This window comes from Nocardioides sp. Root190, from assembly GCF_001428565.1.
Taxonomy (GTDB): Bacteria; Actinomycetota; Actinomycetes; order Propionibacteriales; family Nocardioidaceae; genus Nocardioides.
This window is the reverse complement of sequence record NZ_LMIA01000009.1, coordinates 167,878-188,297: the sequence shown is the minus strand read 5'-3', so window position 1 is coordinate 188,297 and position 20,420 is coordinate 167,878. Positions and strand designations below refer to the sequence as shown.

Here is a 20,420-nt window from a genome sequence, read left to right as displayed (position 1 = left end):
AGGCCCCGGTCGATTCGACCGGGGCCTGTTGCGTTCGGTGGGCACCACCGTGTCGGTGCCTGTCAGCGGCGGATCTTCACCGTCTGGGTGTTGCGCGTCGCGGTGGTCCACCCGGTGCGGGTGTAGGTCACCTTGACGGCGATCCGGTCACCGGCCCACCTGCGCAGGACGCGCAGCTTCGGGCCGCTGGCAGCGATCCGGCGGCCGTTGACGTACCACGCGTAGGACACCGACGGAGCCGGGCTGACGGTGCCGACCCGTACAGCGAGGACCTTGCCCACCCGCGGGGTGCCGGTCAGCCGCGGTCCGGACCGGACGGCGAACGCGGCGCGCACGACCCTGGCCGTGGCGGCCGAGGTCTTCTGCGCCGCGAGGAAGCCGTCCGCGGTCACGCTGACCCGCAGGCTGATCCGCTTGCCGACCATGCTCGGCGCGACCTTGAACCTGGTGCCGCTCGCCCCCGAGATCGCCTTGCCGTCGGCCAGCCACTGGTAGGACGTGGTCGCCGGAGTCGGCGTCCACGTGCCTGCCGAACCGCTGAGGGTCAGGCCGACCTTGGCCGTGCCGGAGATCCTCGGCGCGGCGACATTGACGACCGGTGCCGGGTCGACGACCTCGGCGCACGGGAAGGTGCCCGCCCGCAGCGAGTGCCCGTCGGTGTCACCGTCGTCGGCCCACAGGACCGTCCTGGTGCCCTCGGTGCAGGACGACTCCGGCGCGAGGGCGAAGCCCTCGTTGTTGAGGTTCGGCATCCCGACCGGACGGTCGTACGCCGCCGTCACGCCGAAGGCACCGGACTCGAGGGCCAGGGTGACCGAGACACCGTCGCAGCTGTCGTCGCAGATCGCCCAGAGCTGCTCCGCCGTCGGGTCCCACACGACGTCCATGACGCCGGGAGGACCAGCATTGGTCTTCAGCTGCGGGTCGATGGTCGCGATCAGGTGAGCGGACTCCTGGACCGCGCTGGTCTGGTCGAGCGCCACGACGTACAGCAGACCGGTGCCCTCGACGGCGACGACGTACAGGCCGGTGCCGTGGTCCGGGTAGTCGGTCGGGTCGTAGGCCTGACTGGTGCTCTGGTCGACCAGCCCGCCGCTGGTGAGGTGGCCGTCCGGGATCCAGGTGATGCCCTCGAGGCCGAGGTTGGCGCCGAGGCTGGGCAGGATCGCGTTGAGGGACCACTCGTCGGTCGCGTTCATCGACGTCTCGGGCTCGTAGCGCAGCACCGCGTTCTTGCTGACGCCGCTGACCTCGTTGTTGCGCTCGGTCGCGAGGTAGACCGCACCGTCCGGGCCGAAGGTGATGCCCTCGGAGTCCGGGGAGCCGGTGCCGTCGTTGTACTTCGGGTTGCGACCCGGCGCCCAGCCAGCGGCGGGGACGTAGGTGTCGCCGTCCTTGACCAGCTTCGTCAGCGTGCCGGCCTTGTTCTGGGAGACCCAGACGGTGTTCGCGTCGGTCGGGTCGAAGACGAGTCCGCTCGCGTCCTGGTTGAAGGTGCCGGCCAGGTCAGCGACCGTGACGGACTGCGAACCCGGCCAGGCCTGGGTGTCGAGGCCGGGGCAGTCGTTGACGGCACCGGGGGTGGGGGCGACGTTGTCGACGAACGCGCCGACACCGTCCTTGCACCGACCGTGGGTCTGGGTGGCATGGGCCGCCCAGCTGGACGAGTCGATCAGCTTGGCGCTGGGGTCGAACAGCCGCACCGCGTCGGTGCCGCCGAGACCGGCCGCCAGCGCGGTGACGACGAGGTGGCCGTTGGCCGGTACGACGGTCGCTGCCGGGAGGGTGGTCGGGTCGACCTCGGTGCTGTCCTTGATCACCCAGCCGGCGACGTCGATCGGCGCGTCGGAGAGGTTGACGAGCTCCACCCAGTCAGGCCCCGAGGCCGCGTCGTTCGACTCGATCTCGTTGACCCGGATCGGGCTGCACGCGTTGGCCGCACCCTTGGTGGCCACCGTGGTGGTCTGCCACTCGCCGGTGCCGTCGGCGCAACGGCCGTCGGTGGTCGCAGCGTGGCCGCCGGTCCAGCTGTGGGAGTCGACGACCGTCGTACCGTCGGCGCGGAAGAGGGTGACGGAGTCGTCGACGCCGAGGCCGAAGCCCGGCGGCGGGAACTCGGTGTAGAGCCAGTGGAAGCCGCCCGCGGCCAGGATCGTGTTGTCCGGGACCACCGCGAACGGGTGGTCGTCAGCGGAGTCGCGGAGCTTCCAGCCGGAGATGTTGACCGGGGCGTTGCCCGTGTTGGTGATCTCGACCCAGTCCCCGACGGCGTCGCCGTTGGACTCGATCTCGTTGAGCTTCACCGTGTTCGGGTCGGAGGCACCGCCGCAGGCGTTGGCTGCCCCCTTCGTGCCACCCTCGGTGAGGGCGAAGTCGCCCGTCCCGTCGGGGCAGCGGCCGTACGTCGTCAGCGCGTGCGCTGCCCACTGGTGGGAGTCGACGAGCGTCACGCCGTCCGGCAGGAAGAGGCGCGCCTGGTCGGCTGCGCCGAGCCCGAAGTCCGTGGAGCCGGTCGCGACGTCGGTGTCGACGGCGAGGTGGCCGCCGGCAGCGAGCGTCGTGGCGGCGGGGACGGTCGCTGCCGAGGTGTTGTCGTTGTCGCGCAGGATCCAGCCCGACACGTCGACCGGAGCGGCGCCGGTGTTGACCAGCTCGATCCAGTCGGTCGTGTCACCGTTGGACTCGACCTCGTTGATGTTGACCGCGTCGATCTCGGCCGGCAGCGGGCAGGCGTTGGCCGTACCGAACGTGCCCTCGCCGGTCGCGACCACGGCGCCGACCAGGTCGGGGCAGCGGCCGTACGTCGTCGTGGCGTGGGCCGTCCAGGTGTGCTCGGCGATCAGCGTGGTGCCGTCGGCCCGGAAGAGGCGCGCGGAGTCCGCGCCGCCGAGGCCGAAGGCCCCGACCGGACCGGTCTTGGCGGCGTTCTCCGTGACCACGGCGACCAGGCCGCCGGCCGGGACGGTCGTGGCGGCCGGGATCGTCACGGCATGCGTGTCGTCGTCGTCCTTGACGACCAGGCCCGAGACGTCGAGCGCAACGCCGGTCGGGTTGCCGATCTCGATCCAGTCACCGTTGACGGTGTCGCCGTTGGACTCCACCTCGTTGATGACCAGGTCGTCGACGGATCCGCAGTCGTTGGCCGCACCGAGGGTCTCGGTCGTGGCCTGCACGAACTCTCCGGTCCCGTCGGCGCAACGCGACCACGACGGAGCCGAGTGGCTGGGGAAGGTGTGGGCGTCGACGAGCGTCGTGCCGTCGGCGAGGAAGACCCGCGCCGCGTCACCGTTGCCGAGGCCGAAGCCGTTGGTCACCCCGTCGACCGGGATGGCGAGGAAGGAACCGGGCGCGATCGTCGTACCTCCCGCGATCGCGAGGGTACGGGCGTCGTTGTTGTCCTTCAGGATCCAGCCGGACACGTCGACCGGCTGGTCGCCGATGTTCGTGAGCTCGATCGAGTCCGGGGACGTCGCGCTGTTGGTGATGATCTCGTTGACCTTGATGTCGGTCGCGGCGGCAGAGGCCGGCGCAGCGACGAGGGTCGGGACGGCGAGGGAGATCGGGACGAGGCCGACAAGAGCGGCCAGGGCGGCACGAGTGCCGCGGTGTGGGATGCGCACGGGTAGGCGTTCCTCGGTGGGTGCGGCCGGGCCCGAGCGCCGGCGGGGGCTGGTCAGAACGCTCTGCACCCTCGCGACCCCGAACGAACCGATGGTGAACCAGCGGCCAACGCCGAGGGACTCCCCGTCGTATTCGGTGCGGCGGAGCCGCCGCCTACTTCCACTCGACGCTGGCGAGCATCGACTCGATCAACGCGTCCGCATCCGGCCAGTCGGCCGGGAAGTCGATGTCGATGTTGACCTGGTAGCCGTTGTGGAAGCCACCGAGCACGACGGAGCGGTAGCGGTCGTCCTCGCCCTCGAGGACGAAGAGCTCGACGCCCTGGATCACCCGGTTGGCGACGCGCTGGGGGCTGGTGCGCTCGATCGCCTCGTTCTCCTCGGCGATCTCCGCGTCCCGCTCGAGGTCCTCCGAGGTCGTCGCAATGCCGCTGACCCGGACCTCGAAGAGTCCGTCGTCGCTGTCGAGGGACGCGCCCATCAGGGTGCCGAGGGTGCGGACGTTCCAGTCGGGACTCGCGAACAGTCGCATCCGCAGGTTGTTCGACTCGAGCTCTGGTCCGGTGGCGGGCTCGGCCGACGGCTCGCCGGGGTCGCCGGACGGTTCACCGGTCTCCGTGCTGGCGTTCGACGACGGGTCGGACGGACCGGTTGCCGGGTCGTCGTCGCCGCACGCGACGAGGCTGGTGGCGAGGCTGGCGGACACCACTGAGGCCAGCACCAGACGAGGAACCCGAGACCACATCCGACGTACCCTTTCTCCCGATGACGCGTCGTCAGGCTAGCAAGCCGATTCGATGAGTTTGGGATCGCACCTCACGGGGGAAACGACTGGCTGGCCCCCTGTTACTCGGGAACGTGAAGGACGGATCGCATGTTCGAGTTCACCAAGCTGCTCGACCCCGTTGCCCTCGGCGCTGCCGCGGGTGCCGAGGGTGGGAGTGGCGCCTCCGGTCTCGCCATCGTCGAGGAGGAGGTCAACAAGACCATCAAGGCCCTCACCGAGGAGCTCGCCGTGATCCGCGAGAGCTCCTTCCAGCAGGAGGGCAACATCGCGACCGCCTCCTTCGGCCAGGGCAACGAGGCGAACAGCCTCGCCACCGAGCACGCCCGCGCCCACGGTGTCGTGGTGCTGTCCCTGGAAAAGGTCATGACCGACCTCGAGACCTTCCTCGAGTCGATCCAGGAGGCGAAGCGCCTGATCCGCGAGTCCGACGAGGACGCCGAGGTCCGCCTCCACAGCGTCCTGGTCCGGACCGAGGACCTCGACCTGGGCTGGACCAGCACCGACGGGAACCTCCCCGACGCCGCCAACGAGCCCGAGGGGACGGACGTCTGATGACCGGCCAGCACCTGAACGAACTGTTGCACCGCGTGACCGGCATGGCGCGCCAGGACGTGGTGACCTCGCAGACCGCGTGGAGTGACAACGCCGAGGCGCTCCTGAACGTCGCCAACCGCCTGGACCGCGCGGGCGACCGGATGAAGGACGGCTTCGGCGACACCGAGATCGCCCTGGCTGCCCGGGCGGCGTTCAAGGATGCCGCGACGAAGATCAAGAAGCGCCGTAAAGAGATGAACGACGCCGCCGGCGCCCTGACCAACGTCATCGACGCCATGCGCGAGGCCCAGTCCGCCGCGAAGGACGCGCCCCCCGAGCCCGGAGCCAAGCCCGAGATCAAGTCCACCACCGGTGACGAGAGTGACGAGATCACGGCGCTGAAGATCTATGCGGGCCAGATGAGGAACTTCAACAACCGCGTCACTGCCTACGGTGATGCCGACACCGCCGCGCAGGCCAAGGTCCGCGCGCTCATCGAGAACTACAACGAGGCCGTCACGATCCTGGGCCGGATCGAGAGCCCGGTGGACTCTCCCGGACCGCAGAACCCCGGTCCCGGCGGTCCCACCGGACCGGGCCCGAGCCCGGTGCCGACGGGGACCGGCCGCCCGCCCCGTCCGCCGCACCTCATCCCGGTCGACCCGACCGATCCCATCGACCCCATCGACCCGGTGGACCCGATCGACCCGGTGGACCCCGTCGACCCGGTGGACCCCGTCGACCCGGTGGACCCCGTCGACCCGACCCCGGTCGGACCGACCGGCCCGGTCGGTCCCACCGGCCCCGGCATCAACCCCGGTGTCATCGGCGGGCTCGCCGGTGCCGGACTGCTCGGCGGCCCCGGCCTGGTCAACGGTGTCCGCGGTCTGCTCTCACGCGGCGGCCTGGGCGCCAGCCCCGGCGCCATCGGCTCCTCGACCCGTGCAGGAGGACCCGGCTCACTGGGACGCTCCGGTGCGACCCCCGGAAGCCCGGTCTCCCGCGGTGGCGGCGGTCGTGGCGCCGGCGGTGGTGGTGGCCGAGGAGTCGCGGGCACCCCGGGTGGCCGTGGCGGTCGCGGCGGCCAGGGCGGCCGTGGCACCGCAGGCGGCGGCACCGGCGGACGCGGCGGCAGGAAGCGTGACCGCGAGGACGGCAGCGACCGCGACCTGTTCGACGACGGTCAGGACTGGATCGACGACGAGGGCGCCGCTCCGGGTCTGCTCGACTGACCAGTCAGCAGGTCAGCGCCGCGAGTGCGGTCAGCGCGCAGCGGCGCGCGCGAGCAGGCGCAGCAGCGTGTGGGCGATCGCGTTCGAGGGAACGACGCCGATGAACCCGATGACGGGGACCTCGAGCGAGACGGTGTACTCGACGCGGGTGCCGCCTGCGACCGGGCTGAGCAGGACCTCGCCGTGGTAGTTGCGGAACGGGACCCCTCCGACAGCCTTGTAGCCGAGGCGCTCCCCCGGCTCGAAGGCCGTGACGAGCTCGACGATCGCCGGCATCGGACCCGGCGCGGAGATCCGGCGTACGGCGCCGACACCGTTGCGCTCGGGGGCGCCTTCCTTGTCGAGGGTGACCGTGACGCCGGGGCCCCACGAGGACATGCCCTCGTGGTCAGCGAGCACCGACCAGACGTGGTCGACGGGCTTCTTCACGACAGTGGTGGCGGTGGCGCGCACAGGATCTCCTCGGTTCGGCAGCGCGGGTATCGGCAGCGCAGACAGTGTGGCACCGATGCGCGGGCCTACTCGGCGGGATCCACGACGGCGGATCCGACGGACCGCACGGTCGGGCTGTCCGGCGCGCCCGGCAGTCGCAGGGGCAGGTCGACAGGGGCGACCAGCTCGACGACCACCCGGTCGCCGTCGACCCGGACCACTGCGCGCAGACCGGGGTGGTCGGCGTGGGCGTCGACGGCCCAGAGGTAGGACCGGACTGCCTGCTCGGCCTCTGCGCGGGAGATCGCGAGGTCCCCGTCGGCCAGCCCGCCGTCGTACGCATCGCTGCCCTGGGCGCCGAGATCGGCACCCTGGAGGGCTGCGCCGTCGGCGAGCTCGTCGAGCCGCTGCCGGGCGAGGTAGGCCGCGCTGGCGTCGACGACGACCGCGACCAGCAGCAGGATGATCGCCATGAAGGCGAGGATCAGCGGCATCGAGCTCCCCCGCTGGCTCCTCACCGGTCGATCTCCTGGTAGCGGCCGATCGGAACCGTGTGGTCGGCGCTGAGCCGGAAGCGCGGCGTCCCGCTGCCGAGCACGTCGGGCAGCAGCGGGAGCGTGACGGCGGAGTCGATGCGCACGGTGATGACGGAGGTGCCGCTGTGGCACCGGTTCGGGTGCGGCGTGCACGAGATCGTGACGCGCACCGGCACGTCGTCCAGGCCCTGGTCCGCGAGTGCCTGACGCGCCACCGCCGCCGCCCGCTTCTCGCCGGCGGCGTCGCTGGGCGCGAGGGCATAGGCCCGGGCGGCGGCCCGGGCGGCGCCGCTGACGCCGAACGAGCCGCGCTGCACCTCGAACACCGAGAGCACGATCCACAGCAACGGGAGCAGCAGCACGATGCTCATCCAGACGATCTCGACGAGCCCGCTGCCCCGCTCGTCGCGCGGCCGACTCATCGCGGCCTCTCCTCGACGGCACGCCCGGAGACGGTGAACTCGACCGACGGACCGCCGATCCCGAGTGCCGGCACCTCGGCGTGCACGGTGATCTCCACGCCCGGCGCCCCGTCGACACTCACCCGTCGTACGACGACCTCGCGTGCATAGCGCTCCCCGACGGCGTCGATGATCTGGGCGCGGGTCCGGGCCACGCCTTCCGCAGGTCCCCGGTCCGAGGTGGCCGCCAGCCGGGCGCCCTCCGAGGCGGCGGCCGCGAGCGTCGTACGGACGTGCAGCACCAACGCGACCTGCAGGATGCCGAGCACGATCGGCAGCAGCACGACGAGCACCAACGTGAAGTCGACGAGCGCCGATCCGCGCTGGTCCCGGCGCCGCGACGGCGAGGTCACCTCACCGAGTTCAACGCCGACTGGAGGATCGACACCAGCTGCGGCTGCGCGACACCCCACAACCCGACGCCGATCGAGATGGTCATCACGGTGATCAGGACCCAGCCCGGCACGTCGCCGCGCTCGTCGCGCTGGGCTCGGCGTCGACGCAGGACGAGGCGCAGGAGCTGGAGCGGTGGGGTGTGGTGCACGGTGGATCCTTCCCGAGAGGTGCGAGGTCAGTAGCTGAGCGAGAGCCCGATGAAGCCGGGCCAGAAGGCGAACAGGACGGTCACCGGAAGGATCAGGAAGACCACCGGGATCATCATGAAGATCTCCTTGCGTGAGGCCTGTTCGATCAGTGCGCGGCGGCCGGCCTCGCGCACGTCGGCAGCCTGGGCGTGGAGCACGTCTGCGAGGGGTGTGCCCCGCTCCACGGCCACCGCGACGCCATGGGCGAAGCGCGCCACGACGGCGACACCGGTGGTCGCGGCGAGCCGGTCGAACGCGTCGGCGACGGGCTCACCGGTTCGGATCCGGGCCAGCACCTCGGCGAGCTCGCGGGACAGCTCGCCTCCGCTGCGACGGACCACGCGGTCCAGCGCAGCGACCGGGGCCTCCCCTGCGGCGACGCTGAGGGCCAACAGCTCGGCCACGGTCGGGAACTCCGCGACGATGGCCGTCTCGCGCGCCTTGACCTGCGCGCTCAGCCTGTTGTCGCGCAGGAGGACGCCGACGGCGAAGGCGCCGACGCACACGAGAAGGAGCGGGAGCGGGTTGCCCGGTCGGGTCCAGGTCCGGAGCAGTCCGTACGACGCAGCCACACCGAACCCGACAAGTCCCCACACCACCTGCTGCACACGGAACTCGTGCACGCTCACCTCGAGTCCCGCGCGGGCGAGGCGGCGGCGTACCGAGGGTGCGCCCCCGACGACCCGCTCGACCACCTCAGCACCTCGGCGCAGAGCCGGGCCGAACACGGCGACGAGCGTGGTGGCGGGGGCGAGCGGCAGCGGCGGGCGTTGCGCCGTGGCGAGATCCCGGACGTACGGGAGGACGCGCGCCTCCAGGTCAGGCCTGCGGATCGCAAGGATCCGGGCGACGACCAGCGCCACCCCGGCCGCCGTACCCAGACCCAGCAGGCCGCCCCACACCACCGGACTCATCGCAGGATCCGCCGCTCGACCGGCAGTCGGCCGAGCCGCATCATGAGGCGGTAGGCGAGGACGCAGAGGATCGCGCCGACGACGAGGACGACGGCCCCGGCAGCGGACTGGTAGCGCTCGATCACCTCGCGCTGGGTGGACATCACGAGCAGCACCACCCACGGCGCACCGGCCGCGACCCGGGCGCCGTTGACTGCCCAGGACTGGCGGGCCTCGAGCTCGGCGCGGGTGCGCTGGTCGTCGCGGAGGTAGCCGGACAGGTTGCGCAGCAGTCGACCGAGCTCGCCGCCGCCGACCTCCCGGGCGATGCGCAGGCCCTCGACCACCCGGTCGCCGACGGGGTCGGACAAGCGGTCCTTGAGCCGGTCGAGGCAGTCGCCGAAGCGACCGGAGACCTGGTAGTCCAGCGCGAAGGCGTCGAAGGCCGGGCGCAGCGCATCGGGACCGCGGACCGCGAGCGCGGCGACCGCATCAGGCAACGACATGCCGGCGCGGACGGCCGACGCCAGGTCGTCGACCGCCTCGGGCCACACCTCCGCGAACTCCCGTTGGCGGCGTCGGGCCCTGCCCCGGATGATCGCGATCGGCAAGTAGCCAGCGAGAGCGCCGAACACCGCGGCGATCGGGACAGTCCGGGTGACACCGAGGACGACCACCGCTGCTGCCAGCGCCGCACCGACACACAGCAGGGCCAGGGAGCGGGGCGCCACCTCACGCAGCCCTGCCTCGGCCAACAGGTCGCCGGTCGTGCGCCCACTCCCCCGGGCCGACGTCGGCGTCGGCGTACCCCTCGGGGAGCGGAACGCCGACCAGATCAACAGGCACCCCACGCCGAAGCCCAGGCCGATCAGCGCTCCCACGGCCGCCTCACCGGACCTCGTTGAGCAACCGGACGACGTCGATGCCGATCCGCTCGAACTGCTCGATCCGCGGAGGGAGGCCGATGCCCCGCTGCAGGCGGGAATCACGCCACTCGAAGACGGACTCGGTCTCGATGACCTCGCCCTCCATCCGCCCCGGCACCGCGACGATCTCGACGACCTTGCGGGCACCCCGCGGGTCGAGCTCGAGATGCACGACGAGGTCGATCGACGCTGCAACCGTGGGCACCACGAACCGTGCCGAGATGTTCTCGCCGGCAAGCAACGGCAACGTGCAGGCCTTGGTCAGTGCTTCGCGCGCGCTGTTGGCGTGCAGGGTGCACATCCCGGGCAGCCCGGCGTTGAGGGCGAGCAGGAGATCGAGGCACTCCTCGGCCCTGACCTCCCCCACGATCAGACGACTCGGACGCATCCGCAGCGACTCCTTGACCAGGTCACGCAGCCTGATCTCGCCCGTCCCCTCCAGACCTTCCTGGCGCGTCTGCAGGGCGACCCAGTCGGGATGCGGGAACCGCATCTCGAACACCTCCTCCGCGGAGATCACCCGCTCCCCGCCGGGGATCGCGGCCGCGAGACAGTTGAGCATCGTGGTCTTGCCGGCCTGGGTCCCGCCGGTGACGAGCACGTTGAGTCCGGCCCGCACGGAGGCCTCGAGGAACTGGGCCGCGGCCGGCGGCAGGGTCCCCAGCTCGACGAGCTCGGCGAGGCGCGTAGCACGCACGACGAACTTGCGGATGTTCACGGCGGTGAAGCCCCGGGCGATGCCCCGGAGCACGACGTGCAACCGGTGGCCGGCCGGCAACATCGCGTCCACGAACGGTCGGCTCAGGTCGATCCGACGACCGGTGGACTTCAGCATCCGTTCGACCAACTCGTTGACCTGCGTCTCGGTCAGCACGAGATTGGTCAGCTCGTGACGGCCGTGGCGGGCGATGAACACCCGGTCCGGACTGTTGATCCACACCTCCTCGACCGTCGGGTCGTCGAGGAACTGCTGCAGCGGACCGAAGCCCGCGACCCGCGCCACGAGCTCGGCCACCAACCCCTCGGCATCGGCGACCGGCGCGACCACTCCGGTGAGGCTGCGCTCGTCATGCGCACGCACCAGACCGGCCGCGATGCGTCGGACCGCGGCGACCTCGCGTTGCGGGTCGATCGCCTCGCGTCGTACGGCGACCCGGAGCTCTTCGTCCAGGCGCGCAACGACCTCGTCGGACGCAGGTGCGGACACGACAGGTTGCAACAGGGCCATGGCGACTCCCCCGAGTGAGACGTGCTGTGGCTGAGGGAACCGTAGGGCACGCCGCGGATCCTGAACAGACCCATCGCCGCGTTCCTGTGGAGAACCGGACGCACATCCGGGAACGCGGGGTGGTCGAGTTCAGGCGAGGTGGCGGCACTTGCTTGGCCGTGATCGGCCGACTGAGCGCACAAAACTGCCTCTGGGCACACGTTGTTTCGTGTGCCCAGGGGCAGTTTCACCGCCTAAGCGGTGAAACTGCCGCCGAGCGTCAGTTCAGCACCACGATCGCGACGTTGAGGGCGGTGGCGAAGGCGACCCAGGCGACGTACGGGACCAGCAACCACGCCGCGGGCGGCGAGGGGCGTCGGAAGACGGCGATCGTGGCGAGTACGGCGACCAGCAGGACGACGATGTCGACGAGTGCCCAGACGTAGAGGTCGGCAGCGAAGAAGAGCGGCGTCCAGGCCAGGTTGAGGAGCAGCTGTCCACCCCACAGTGCCAGCGCTCGCGGTCCGGCGTCGGCACGCCAGGCGAGCCAGCCGGCGACGGCGATCATGACGTACAGGACCGTCCACACCGGGCCGAACAGCCAGGACGGTGGGGCGAAGGGTGGCAGGTCGAGGGCGCGGTAGGTCTCCGAGGACGAGCTGGCGGCGAGGCCGCCCAGGACGGCGACGGCGGCGACCGCCGCGAGAAAGGGGAGGAGAGTCAGCCAGCCGGCCGGGTGTCGGGGGACGGTGGTGGTGGACATGCTTCGAGTGTGCCTCGCCTAGGGTGAGGACGTGCCAGCCGACGACGGCGCGACGCGCGCGATCCTCGATCGCTGGATCGCGTCCGGGGGTCACTGGACCGTCCTCGCGGAGAGCGGGGACCGGGTCACCGTCGGGCTGCTCACCTGTGACGGCGGCGAGGAGATGGACCGGGTCGTGCTCGGCCGCGACGAGCTCCCGCAGGGGCATCGCTGATGGCCGCCTCTGGCCGTACCGGCGCCCTCGTGCTCGCCGGTTCGAGCGGCCGGGTCGACGAGGCCCGCGTCGAGGTCCTCACCGCAGCGGGCGTGGTCGCGGAGTCGATGCGCTGGTTCGGCGGACCGGGGCAACACGCCGGGCCGTGGGAGATCCCGCTGGAGGGCTTCCTCGAGCGGGTCGCCGACCTGAAGCGCCGTTGCGATCGCGTGGTCGTGGTCGGCACGTCCTTCGGCGCCGAGGCCGCCCTGCTGACCGGCGCCCACTCCGACGACGTCGACGCCGTGGTCGCCTTCGCCCCCTCCGACCTGGTCTGGGCGGGCGTGACCGGCGGGGGCCGGGTGACGTCGCACTGGACCCTCGACGGGACGCCCCTGCCGTTCGTGCCCTTCGACGAGACCTGGGTGGCCGCCGAGGAACCGCCCGCCTTCCGCGACCTCTACGCACGCTCCCGCGAGCGGTTCGCCGACCTCGTGCCGGACGCGACCATCCCCGTCGAGCGGATCAACGACCTCCTGCTCGTCGCGGGTGGTGACGACCGGGTGTGGCCAGCGCTCGACCATGCGCGCGCGATCAGTGCACGTCGTACGACGGCAGGGCTGGTCACCACCATCGTCACCGATGCGGAGGCCGGCCACCGCACGGTCCTGCCCGGTGAGCCGGTGGTCAGCGGCGGCGTGCGGATGCAGCGCGGCGGCACCGAGATCGCCGACCGGCGGCTGGGCGAGGCGTGCTGGCCACAGGTTCTCGCCACGATGGGGAACCCGCACCACTAACCTTGGGCGGGTGTCCGACGCCACCACCAGCAGCCAGGCGTCCCTCCGGCTGCTCGGACCGATCGAGGTCCTCGACCCCGGCGGTCGCTCGGTCGACATCGGCTCGCCACGGCACCGCGAGACCCTCGCCGCCCTCGCCGTGGACGCCGGCCGGGTCGTGTCCACCGACACCCTGCTCGACCGGGTCTGGGGCGAGACCGGTCGCGGCGGCACGCTGGCCAACCTGCAGGCCGTCATCTCCCGGCTCCGCTCCCGCCTGCGGGAGGCCGACGTACCGGCCGAGATCGTCACCGCCCCGCCCGGCTACCGGCTCGAGATCACCGGCGACGTCCTCGACGTCACCCACCTGGCCAGCGGGATCGACCTCGCGCGCACCACGCTCGCGGCCGGCGACGTCACCACCGCCGAGCAGCACCTGAGCACCGCGCTCGGGTGGTGGCGCGGCGAGCCACTCGCCGACGTCCCCCAACCCTTCGCACGGGCCGAGGCGATGCGCCTCCAGGGGCTGCGGCTGACCGGAGAGGAGCTCGCCGCCGAGCTCGACCTCCGCCTCGGCCGCCCCGCGGCGGCCGTCACCCGGCTGCAGGAGCTCGCGACCCAGCACCCGCTGCGGGAGTCCGTGCGCGGCCAGCTGATGCGCGCGCTCTACCTGGCCGGCCGACAGGCCGACGCCCTGGGCGAGTACGACGCCCTGCGCACCCAGCTCGTCGAGGAGCTCGGCGTCGACCCGGCGCCAGCGGTGCAGCGGCTGCACCAGCAGATCCTCGAGCAGGACCCCGCGCTCCGCCCGACCACCGCGTCGGCTGTGGCCACCCCACGCGTGCCTGAGCCACGACGCTCCACGGTCCCCTCCACCGACCTGCTGGGCGAGCTGATCGGGCGCGAGCGCGACATCGACTACCTCGTCGACCTGCTGCGGGCACCGACCTCGCGCCTGGTCACCGTGACCGGCGTGGGCGGGTGCGGCAAGACCCGGCTCTCGCTGGCGGTCGCGACCGCAGCCGATCCGCTGTTCGTCGACGGCGCCACGCTGGTGCCGCTGGCGCCGCTGCGCGACCAGTCCGCCGTGATCCCGGCGATCGCGCGGGCCGTCGGTGTCGCCGAGGGCGGGGACCCGTTCGCCGCCCTGCTGGACCTGCTCCGCGACCGCGACCAGCTCCTCCTCCTCGACAACGCCGAGCACCTCATCGACGCCTGGCCCGAGGTCGCGACCCTGGCCGCCGCCTGTCCCGGACTGCGGATCCTGGTCACCAGCCGGATCCCGCTGCGCGTCCGCGGCGAGGTGCTCTTCCCGCTCACCCCGCTGGATGCCTCGGCTGCGGCGCAGCTGTTCGCCACCCGCGCTGCAGCCGTCGCCCCCCGCTCCCCGATCAGCGCGGACGACCCCGACGTCGGCCTGCTCTGCCACCGCCTCGGCGGCATCCCGCTGGCGATCGAGCTGGCCGCCGCCCGGACCCGGCTGCTCACCCCGGCCGCGATCCTCGCCAGGCTCGACGAGGTGATGGCAGCCGAGGGCGCGCGCGACCTGCCGCCACGACAGCGCACCATGCGGGCCGCGATCGACTGGAGCTTCGAGCTCCTGTCCCCCGCCGAGCAGGCGGCCTTCCCCCGGCTCGCGGTCTTCGTCGGCGGCTTCACGATCGATGCCGCGGCCGCCGTACTCGCCGACCTCGACGGTGCCACCAACGCGCTGGCCCTGGTCGACGCCCTCGTCGAGCAGTCGCTCGTCGTCGCCGAGCCGGGTGGCGCGAGCGGTCCGCGGTTCCGGCTGCTCGAGCCGGTCGCGCAGTATGCCCTCACCCGGCTCACCCCGGCCGCCGAACAGGCGGCACGGGATGCCCACCTGCGCCACTTCGCCGATCTCGCCGCCCACTACGAGCCGTCGCTGCGCGGCGCAGGCACCGTCGAGACACTGGCCGTCATCGAGCTCGAGCACGCCAACCTGGTCGCCGCGATGGAGTGGTCCATCGCTTCCGGGCAGGCCGACCGCGGCGGCTGGCTCGGCTGGCACCTCTGGCTGTTCTGGTGGGTGCGGGGCGCGCTGCGCGAAGGACGCCGGCTGATGGAGGCGGTGCACGCCCACGCGACCGACGACCTGGTCCGGGTCCGGGCCGGTGCCGTGTCCGCGGCGATGGCCTTCGCCCAGGGCGACCTCGACTTCGCCCGGGACACGTGGATCGCCAGCTCCGAGCTCGCCCGCTCGATCGGTGACGCCGAGGGCCTCCCCTACGCCTACGGCGGGATCGGGTTGGTCGCCCTCGCCGAGGACGACCTCACCACCGCGGCCCGGGTCAACGCCGAGACCATCGAGCTGTGCGAGGTCGCGGGGCTCGGCGGCGAATGGCTGTGGACCCTGTCCCACGTGTGGCTCGGCACCGTCGAGCTGCTGCGCGGCGACAGCGTGCGCGCCGCCAGCCTGGTCGACACGGCACTCGAGGCCGGCCGCCGTCGCCACGACCCACTGGCGGTGTACATCGCGCTCTTCACCGCCATCCAGGTCTCGCTCGCCCGCGGCGACTTCGCCCGCGCCCGCACCCAGGTCGCCGAGGGCGTCACCCTCAGCCAGCACACCGGCGACCACGCCAACCTGGCCTACCTGCTCGAGGCGCTCGCGGTGATCGAGTCGCTCGACGCCGACGGGGACCTCGCCCGGGTCGGCGTCCTGCGCGGTGCGGCCGGACATCTGCGCGCCGGGACCGGCGGCAACGTCTACGGCTACTACCGGCCCGACGAGACACTGATCGAACAGGCCGAGGTGACGGCACGCGCGAGCCGCGGGACGTCGTACGACGACGACGTGGCGACCGGGCGCGAGCTGGGCCTCGGGGCGATGCTCGACCTGGCCAGGTAGGTCCCCGGACAGCGGTCCGCAAGCCAACCCCAAGGCTCCCGCAAGCGCCCGCGGACAGGGTCGGCACATGACCACCGACCCCCGACACTGGCTGCCCGCGGACTGGGCCCACCCGACCCGGGTCGCTCTCGACGAGCGCCACCACCTCCGCCCGATGGGCCCCGCGGACGTCGACCTCGACCTGCCCGCCGTGCACAGCTCACGTGAGCGGCTCTGGTCCGTCTACGGACAGGCCTGGGGCTGGCCGCCGGTCCAGCTCACCCGCGAGGCCGACATCGACGACCTCGCCCACCACGCCGCAGAGATCGCGGCCCACGAGTCCTTCCTGTACGGGCTCTTCGACACCGGCGAGACCGTCCTGCTCGGCTGCCTGTACGTCGACCCGCCCGCCAAGGTCGGTGCCGACGCCGACATCTCGTGGTGGGTCATCGACGACCTCCTCGGCACCCCGCTCGAGGCGCGCCTCGACGCCTTCGTCCCCGGCTGGATCGCCGAGGCGTGGCCCATGGTCCAGCCCCGCTACGTCGGCCGGGACCTGAGCTGGGCCGAGTGGCTGGCGCTGCCCGACCTCGTGCAGGAGAGCGCATGAGCCCCCGGCTGCTCGCCCGCCTCGCGGGCGGTGTCCTCGCCGCCGCAGTGGGCGTCGTCCCCCTCGTGGTCGCCGCCCCGGCCGACGCCGGCCAGGTCGGCATCACCCTCAGCATCAAGGGTGCCGGCTACATCCAGGTCGTCGAGGGGTCGCTCGAGGACGGCGCGTCAATCAACTGCGACATGACCGCCAACCGGGACCACCGCGTCGCCCTCACCTGCCCGCGGATCCGCAACGAGGAGCCGTTCGAGGCCTGGGTGTGGCTGCGTCCGCTGACCGTCTACTCCCCCTCGTCCTGGGAGTTCGCAGGCTGGACCGGCTGCGACCAGACGCGGGTCCGCAACGAGCGCACGGAATGCGGCCTCGCGTCGCCGGCCTTCGGGAGCGTCGAGAAGCATCCCGTCGCCTCGTTCCGCGACGCCCAGGCGCCGACGGTCACGAACCTCGACGCCCAGCAGGACAGCGACGGCCGCTTCACCTTCACCTGGCAGTCGCAGGGACACGTGCTCTCGGAGTGCCGCATCGTCGGCCAGCCGTACGAGACGTGCTCCTCCCCGGCCCTCAGGTCCCTGCCGGAGGGCACCCACGAGTTCCAGGTCCGCGCCCAGGACGAGTCCGGCAACCTCAGCAACGCACCGATCGTCTCGGTCGCCGCAGTCGACACCGTGCTCTGGCAGAGGCCCGCCTACATCTCGCGCGAGCGATCGGCCACCTTCTCGTGGTCGACGAACAGCGCGACGTCGTACGACTGCTCGCTCGACGGGGTGAGCATCGCCTGCACGGCCGAGGGGTCGGTGCGCCTCGACCACCTCGGCGAGGGCTGGCACACGTTCATCGTCCGGGGCCGCAAGGGGGGCTGGTCGGACCCGACACCGTCGCGCTGGGACTGGAAGGTCGACAGCATCGCTCCCGACACCTCGATCGTCGGAGGGCCCGCCGAGGCCAGCAGGACGTCGTCGACCACCGCGACCTTCGAGCTCTCCGCGTCCGAGGCTGGCGTCGAACTCAGCTGCCGTCTCGACGGTGCCGCGCTCCCGTGCCCGGGGCGCTCGCTCACGATCGCCGACCTCGCGCCAGGGGCGCACACCCTGTCGGTGACCGCCACGGACAACGCGGCCAACGTCGACCCCACCCCGGCGACCCGCTCATGGACGGTCGACACGACCGCACCGGACACGACTCTCACCGGCGGTCCGGCCAACGGCTCCGTGCTCACGTCCACCTCCGCGTCGTTCCGGATCGCCAGCACGGAGGCGGGCGCCCGGACGAGCTGCACCCTCGACTCGAAGGCACGGACGTGCGTCCCCGGCCTGCTCACGCTGAGCGGACTCACGCCGGGCACGCACGACCTGCGGGCACGCTCCACCGACGTGGCGGGCAACACCGACGCGTCGGCAGCAGCCCGCTACTGGACGGTGCCCGTCCCGGCCCGGTCCCTGGTCCGGTCCTCGGGCTGGAGCCTGAGCAACCTCTCCAACGCGTACGCCGGCAAGGTGCTCACCAGCACCCGCAGGAACGCGTCGCTGACGCTCACCGTCCGCAACGCCCGCAAGATCCACCTCGTCGCCGGCGGCGGCACCAGCCACGGCTCCGTCCGCGTGTACGTCGGCAGTCGGCTGGTCAAGACCGTCTCCCTGCGCACCAGCAGGACCGTGACGAAGCGAGTCATCCCGATCACCGCCTTCAGCAAGGCCTGGACCGGCAAGGTCCGCATCGTCGTCGCCACCACGGGCCGCACGGTGCGCATCGAAGGCATTGCAGCGCCCACGCGCTGAGCACTCCCCTCCCTCCCCTGAAAGGAACACCACAGCCATGCGACGAAGCAGGCTTGCCGCGCTCGCGGCGACACTCCTCACCACCGCAGCCCTGGCCAGTGCCTCGGCCGCGCCCTCCCACGCGGCCGAGAGCGAGTGGCAGGACGGCTACTCCGACTCCGACACGATCATCAACTGCTCGACGAGCACCCCCGGTGTCGGCTTCAGCGCACAGACCGGATGGCGCTCGCCCACCGGCCAGGTGCCGAAGGTCGGCGAGAAGTTCTACCTGCGCGGCTACATCGGGCTGGTCAGCCTGCCGTGCAGCGACGTAGGTCTGACGATCCCGGAGGTCCTGGCGCCCGCCGGTGTGGAGTTCGTCGAGGAGCCCTTCATCTGGGGCATCTACAACGCCGGCTCGCCCGGCACCCTGACCTCGGGTGGCGTGGACTTCTTCAACGGCGTGAACGGCGGCGTGGCGATCACCCGGGCGGGCGACGAGCCGTTCCGCCTCAAGCGGGGCCAGATCCTGGAGTTCCAGTTCCCCGTCCGGGCGACGCGTGAGCTCAAGGGCACGGCGACCCAGGCGCCGACCTGCCTCTCCCGACGTGAGGGCGACGCTCCCTGCCCGCGCGCGCAGTCGGGCGACCACCTCCAGATCGCGTTCAACGTGGGCGGCCACGGCGGCGACAAGTACTACGTCACGCCGTACGTCCCCCTGTTCGCAGCAGCCGCCGGGTCCGGTGGGGGCGACACCACCCCGCCGCGGACGAGCATCTCCGGCGGTCCGGCGAACGGCTCGATCGTGACCTCGTCATCGGCTGTCTTCACCCTCGGCTCCACGGAGTCGGGATCGCGGATGACCTGCACCCTGGACAGCCGCGCCCGCACCTGCGCGACCGGTCGGCACGCGATCTCCGGCCTCGCGCCAGGCACCCACCTGTTCCGCGCGAAGGCCACCGACCCGGCGGGCAACGTCGACCCGACCGGCGCGAGCCGCTACTGGACCGTCCCCGTCCCGGCGAAGTCCCTCACCCGCTCCTCGGGCTGGTCCCTCGTCTCGGCCTCCAGCGCGTACGGCGGCCGGGTCCTGGCCACGACCCGCAAGAACGCCTCGGTGTCCTACAAAGTCCGCAGTGCCCGCAAGCTCGCCCTCGTCGCCAGTGGCGGGACGACCCACGGCACGGTGCGGGTCTACGCCGGCAGCCGCCTGCTCAAGACCGTGTCGCTGCGCACCAGCCGCTCGGTGACCAAGCGGGTCATCGCGATCACCACCTTCAGCTCCGCCTACTCGGGGACCGTCAAGGTGGTCGTCACGACCAGCGGCCGGGCCGTGCGGCTGGAGGGCATCGCGGCGCCGACGCGCTGACCTGCCTGGTCCGCCCGAATTGTTGCGGTTTGGTCCCAAACCGCAACAATTCGGGCCCTCGGCATGCGGTTTGTGACCAATCGAGAGCTTCCGCGCAGCGGCGGTCGTACGTCGAGGAGGTCGCCCGCGACCGTCTCGAGACGCCCGCAACCCGCGCACCCGCTCTCACCGGAGCAGTCCCTGCACCGAGGCCAGAGGTCTCGAGACGGTCGCTGCGCGACCTCCTCGACCAACGCAGCCCGATCGATCAGCCCGCGACGGTCACAACCGCGCACGTACGACGTCGCGCAACGCCTGCTCGGGATCCACACCGGCCGCGCGGGCCTCGGCCACCAGGGCCAGCAGCCGCTCCCCCACGTCCGCGGCGCCGGGATCGGGTGCGGCCGGTCGCCCGGCTCGCTCCAGCCGGTCGAGCACCTTGTCGGCGTACAACAGGGCGGGCAGTGCCGCGGGGATGCCGTCGTCCAGCGGACGGTCGGTGCGCTCGGCCTTCTCGGCAGCCTTGGCCCGCTGCCAGAGGTCGTTGACGGCCGCCGCGTCGAGGCCGCCGCCGACTCCGCCATCACCGCTGACGTCTCCGACACCGCCGAAGACGTGCGGGTTGCGCCGGCGCATCTTCGCGGTGATCCCGCGGGCGACCGTGTCGAGGTCGAAGTCGCCGCGCTCCTCGGCGATCACGGCGTGGAAGACGATCTGGAGCAGCAGGTCGCCGAGCTCCTCGGCGAGGTGGGACCAGTCCCCCGTGTCCTCGCCGCCGTCGACGGCCTCGACCGCTTCGTAGGTCTCCTCCAGCAGGTACCGGACGAGCGAGCGGTGGGTCTGCTCCTGCTTCCACGGGCACTCGGCCCGCAGCTGCCGCATCACGGCGACGAACTCGTCGACCGTCCCCATC

20 protein-coding genes are annotated in these 20,420 nt (G+C 72.1%); 8 read left to right on the top strand and 12 right to left on the bottom strand.

Features of this window, described 5'->3' with window-relative positions; all coding sequences use genetic code 11:
• Nucleotides 1-62: 62 nt before the first annotated feature.
• Entirely contained in the window at nt 63-3,620 is a 3,558-nt protein-coding gene (locus tag ASE01_RS24970; protein ID WP_056750809.1) for a lamin tail domain-containing protein, read from the bottom strand.
• 154 nt (nt 3,621-3,774) lie between these two features.
• Nucleotides 3,775-4,365 (bottom strand): hypothetical protein, encoded by a 591-nt coding sequence (locus tag ASE01_RS10625; protein WP_235535948.1) that lies wholly within the window; start codon nt 4,363-4,365, stop codon nt 3,775-3,777.
• 129 nt (nt 4,366-4,494) lie between these two features.
• Between ASE01_RS10625 and ASE01_RS10620 the strand changes: the two genes are divergently transcribed.
• Nucleotides 4,495-4,959: a hypothetical protein gene (locus ASE01_RS10620; protein ID WP_056750803.1), complete on the top strand. Its 465-nt coding sequence runs from the start codon at nt 4,495-4,497 to the stop codon at nt 4,957-4,959.
• A complete protein-coding gene (locus ASE01_RS25420; protein ID WP_200958810.1) occupies nt 4,959-6,173 on the top strand; it encodes a hypothetical protein in 1,215 nt (404 codons plus the stop codon). The genes ASE01_RS10620 and ASE01_RS25420 overlap by 1 nt, the downstream gene beginning before the upstream one ends.
• Nucleotides 6,174-6,203: 30 nt before the next feature.
• Here ASE01_RS25420 and ASE01_RS10610 read toward each other — a convergent pair whose 3' ends face one another.
• The 9 genes from ASE01_RS10610 to ASE01_RS10570 form a co-directional block, all read right to left on the bottom strand.
• Nucleotides 6,204-6,626 (bottom strand): SRPBCC family protein, encoded by a 423-nt coding sequence (locus tag ASE01_RS10610; RefSeq protein WP_056750800.1) that lies wholly within the window; start codon nt 6,624-6,626, stop codon nt 6,204-6,206.
• 65 nt (nt 6,627-6,691) lie between these two features.
• Nucleotides 6,692-7,123, bottom strand: a complete 432-nt coding sequence (locus tag ASE01_RS10605; protein ID WP_235535947.1) for a pilus assembly protein TadG-related protein — start codon at nt 7,121-7,123, stop codon at nt 6,692-6,694.
• Complete coding sequence (locus tag ASE01_RS10600) at nt 7,120-7,563, bottom strand: hypothetical protein (protein ID WP_056750794.1); 444 nt, start codon at nt 7,561-7,563, stop codon at nt 7,120-7,122. The genes ASE01_RS10605 and ASE01_RS10600 overlap by 4 nt, the downstream gene beginning before the upstream one ends.
• Complete coding sequence (locus tag ASE01_RS10595) at nt 7,560-7,955, bottom strand: TadE/TadG family type IV pilus assembly protein (protein WP_056750792.1); 396 nt, start codon at nt 7,953-7,955, stop codon at nt 7,560-7,562. The genes ASE01_RS10600 and ASE01_RS10595 overlap by 4 nt, the downstream gene beginning before the upstream one ends.
• Nucleotides 7,952-8,146 (bottom strand): hypothetical protein, encoded by a 195-nt coding sequence (locus tag ASE01_RS10590; protein ID WP_056750789.1) that lies wholly within the window; start codon nt 8,144-8,146, stop codon nt 7,952-7,954. The genes ASE01_RS10595 and ASE01_RS10590 overlap by 4 nt, the downstream gene beginning before the upstream one ends.
• A 27-nt stretch (nt 8,147-8,173) precedes the next feature.
• The gene (locus ASE01_RS10585; protein WP_056750786.1) at nt 8,174-9,100 is read right to left on the bottom strand and encodes a type II secretion system F family protein; all 927 of its coding nucleotides are present in this window, start codon (nt 9,098-9,100) and stop codon (nt 8,174-8,176) included.
• Complete coding sequence (locus tag ASE01_RS10580) at nt 9,097-9,960, bottom strand: type II secretion system F family protein (protein WP_056750783.1); 864 nt, start codon at nt 9,958-9,960, stop codon at nt 9,097-9,099. Before ASE01_RS10580 ends, ASE01_RS10585 begins: the two co-directional genes overlap by 4 nt.
• 7 nt (nt 9,961-9,967) lie before the next feature.
• Nucleotides 9,968-11,212 (bottom strand): CpaF family protein, encoded by a 1,245-nt coding sequence (locus ASE01_RS10575; protein ID WP_235535946.1) that lies wholly within the window; start codon nt 11,210-11,212, stop codon nt 9,968-9,970.
• Between the two features lie 280 nt (nt 11,213-11,492).
• Entirely contained in the window at nt 11,493-11,975 is a 483-nt protein-coding gene (locus ASE01_RS10570; RefSeq protein ID WP_056750777.1) for a TspO/MBR family protein, read from the bottom strand.
• A 31-nt stretch (nt 11,976-12,006) separates the two neighbouring features.
• Here ASE01_RS10570 and ASE01_RS10565 point away from each other — a divergent pair, with 31 nt between their 5' ends.
• The 6 genes from ASE01_RS10565 to ASE01_RS10540 all read left to right on the top strand — a co-directional run bounded on the left by ASE01_RS10565 (nt 12,007) and on the right by ASE01_RS10540 (nt 19,528).
• On the top strand, nt 12,007-12,189 hold the full coding sequence (locus ASE01_RS10565; RefSeq protein WP_056750773.1) for a hypothetical protein: 183 nt from the start codon (nt 12,007-12,009) through the stop codon (nt 12,187-12,189).
• Nucleotides 12,189-12,965 carry an alpha/beta fold hydrolase gene (locus tag ASE01_RS10560; RefSeq protein WP_056750771.1) on the top strand — a complete coding sequence of 259 codons (777 nt, stop codon included), beginning with the start codon at nt 12,189-12,191 and terminating at the stop codon, nt 12,963-12,965. The genes ASE01_RS10565 and ASE01_RS10560 overlap by 1 nt, the downstream gene beginning before the upstream one ends.
• A 10-nt stretch (nt 12,966-12,975) precedes the next feature.
• On the top strand, nt 12,976-15,816 hold the full coding sequence (locus ASE01_RS10555; protein ID WP_056750768.1) for a BTAD domain-containing putative transcriptional regulator: 2,841 nt from the start codon (nt 12,976-12,978) through the stop codon (nt 15,814-15,816).
• 67 nt (nt 15,817-15,883) lie between these two features.
• Complete coding sequence (locus ASE01_RS10550) at nt 15,884-16,405, top strand: hypothetical protein (protein WP_056750765.1); 522 nt, start codon at nt 15,884-15,886, stop codon at nt 16,403-16,405.
• Nucleotides 16,402-18,180 (top strand): hypothetical protein, encoded by a 1,779-nt coding sequence (locus ASE01_RS10545; RefSeq protein WP_056750761.1) that lies wholly within the window; start codon nt 16,402-16,404, stop codon nt 18,178-18,180. The genes ASE01_RS10550 and ASE01_RS10545 overlap by 4 nt, the downstream gene beginning before the upstream one ends.
• A 37-nt stretch (nt 18,181-18,217) precedes the next feature.
• Nucleotides 18,218-19,528 (top strand): hypothetical protein, encoded by a 1,311-nt coding sequence (locus ASE01_RS10540; protein WP_056750760.1) that lies wholly within the window; start codon nt 18,218-18,220, stop codon nt 19,526-19,528.
• Nucleotides 19,529-19,789: 261 nt separating this feature from the next.
• Here the strand turns inward: ASE01_RS10540 and ASE01_RS10535 are convergent, their stop codons facing one another.
• The gene (locus ASE01_RS10535; protein WP_056750757.1) at nt 19,790-20,419 is read right to left on the bottom strand and encodes a MazG nucleotide pyrophosphohydrolase domain-containing protein; all 630 of its coding nucleotides are present in this window, start codon (nt 20,417-20,419) and stop codon (nt 19,790-19,792) included.
• Between the last annotated feature and the right edge of the window lies 1 nt (nt 20,420).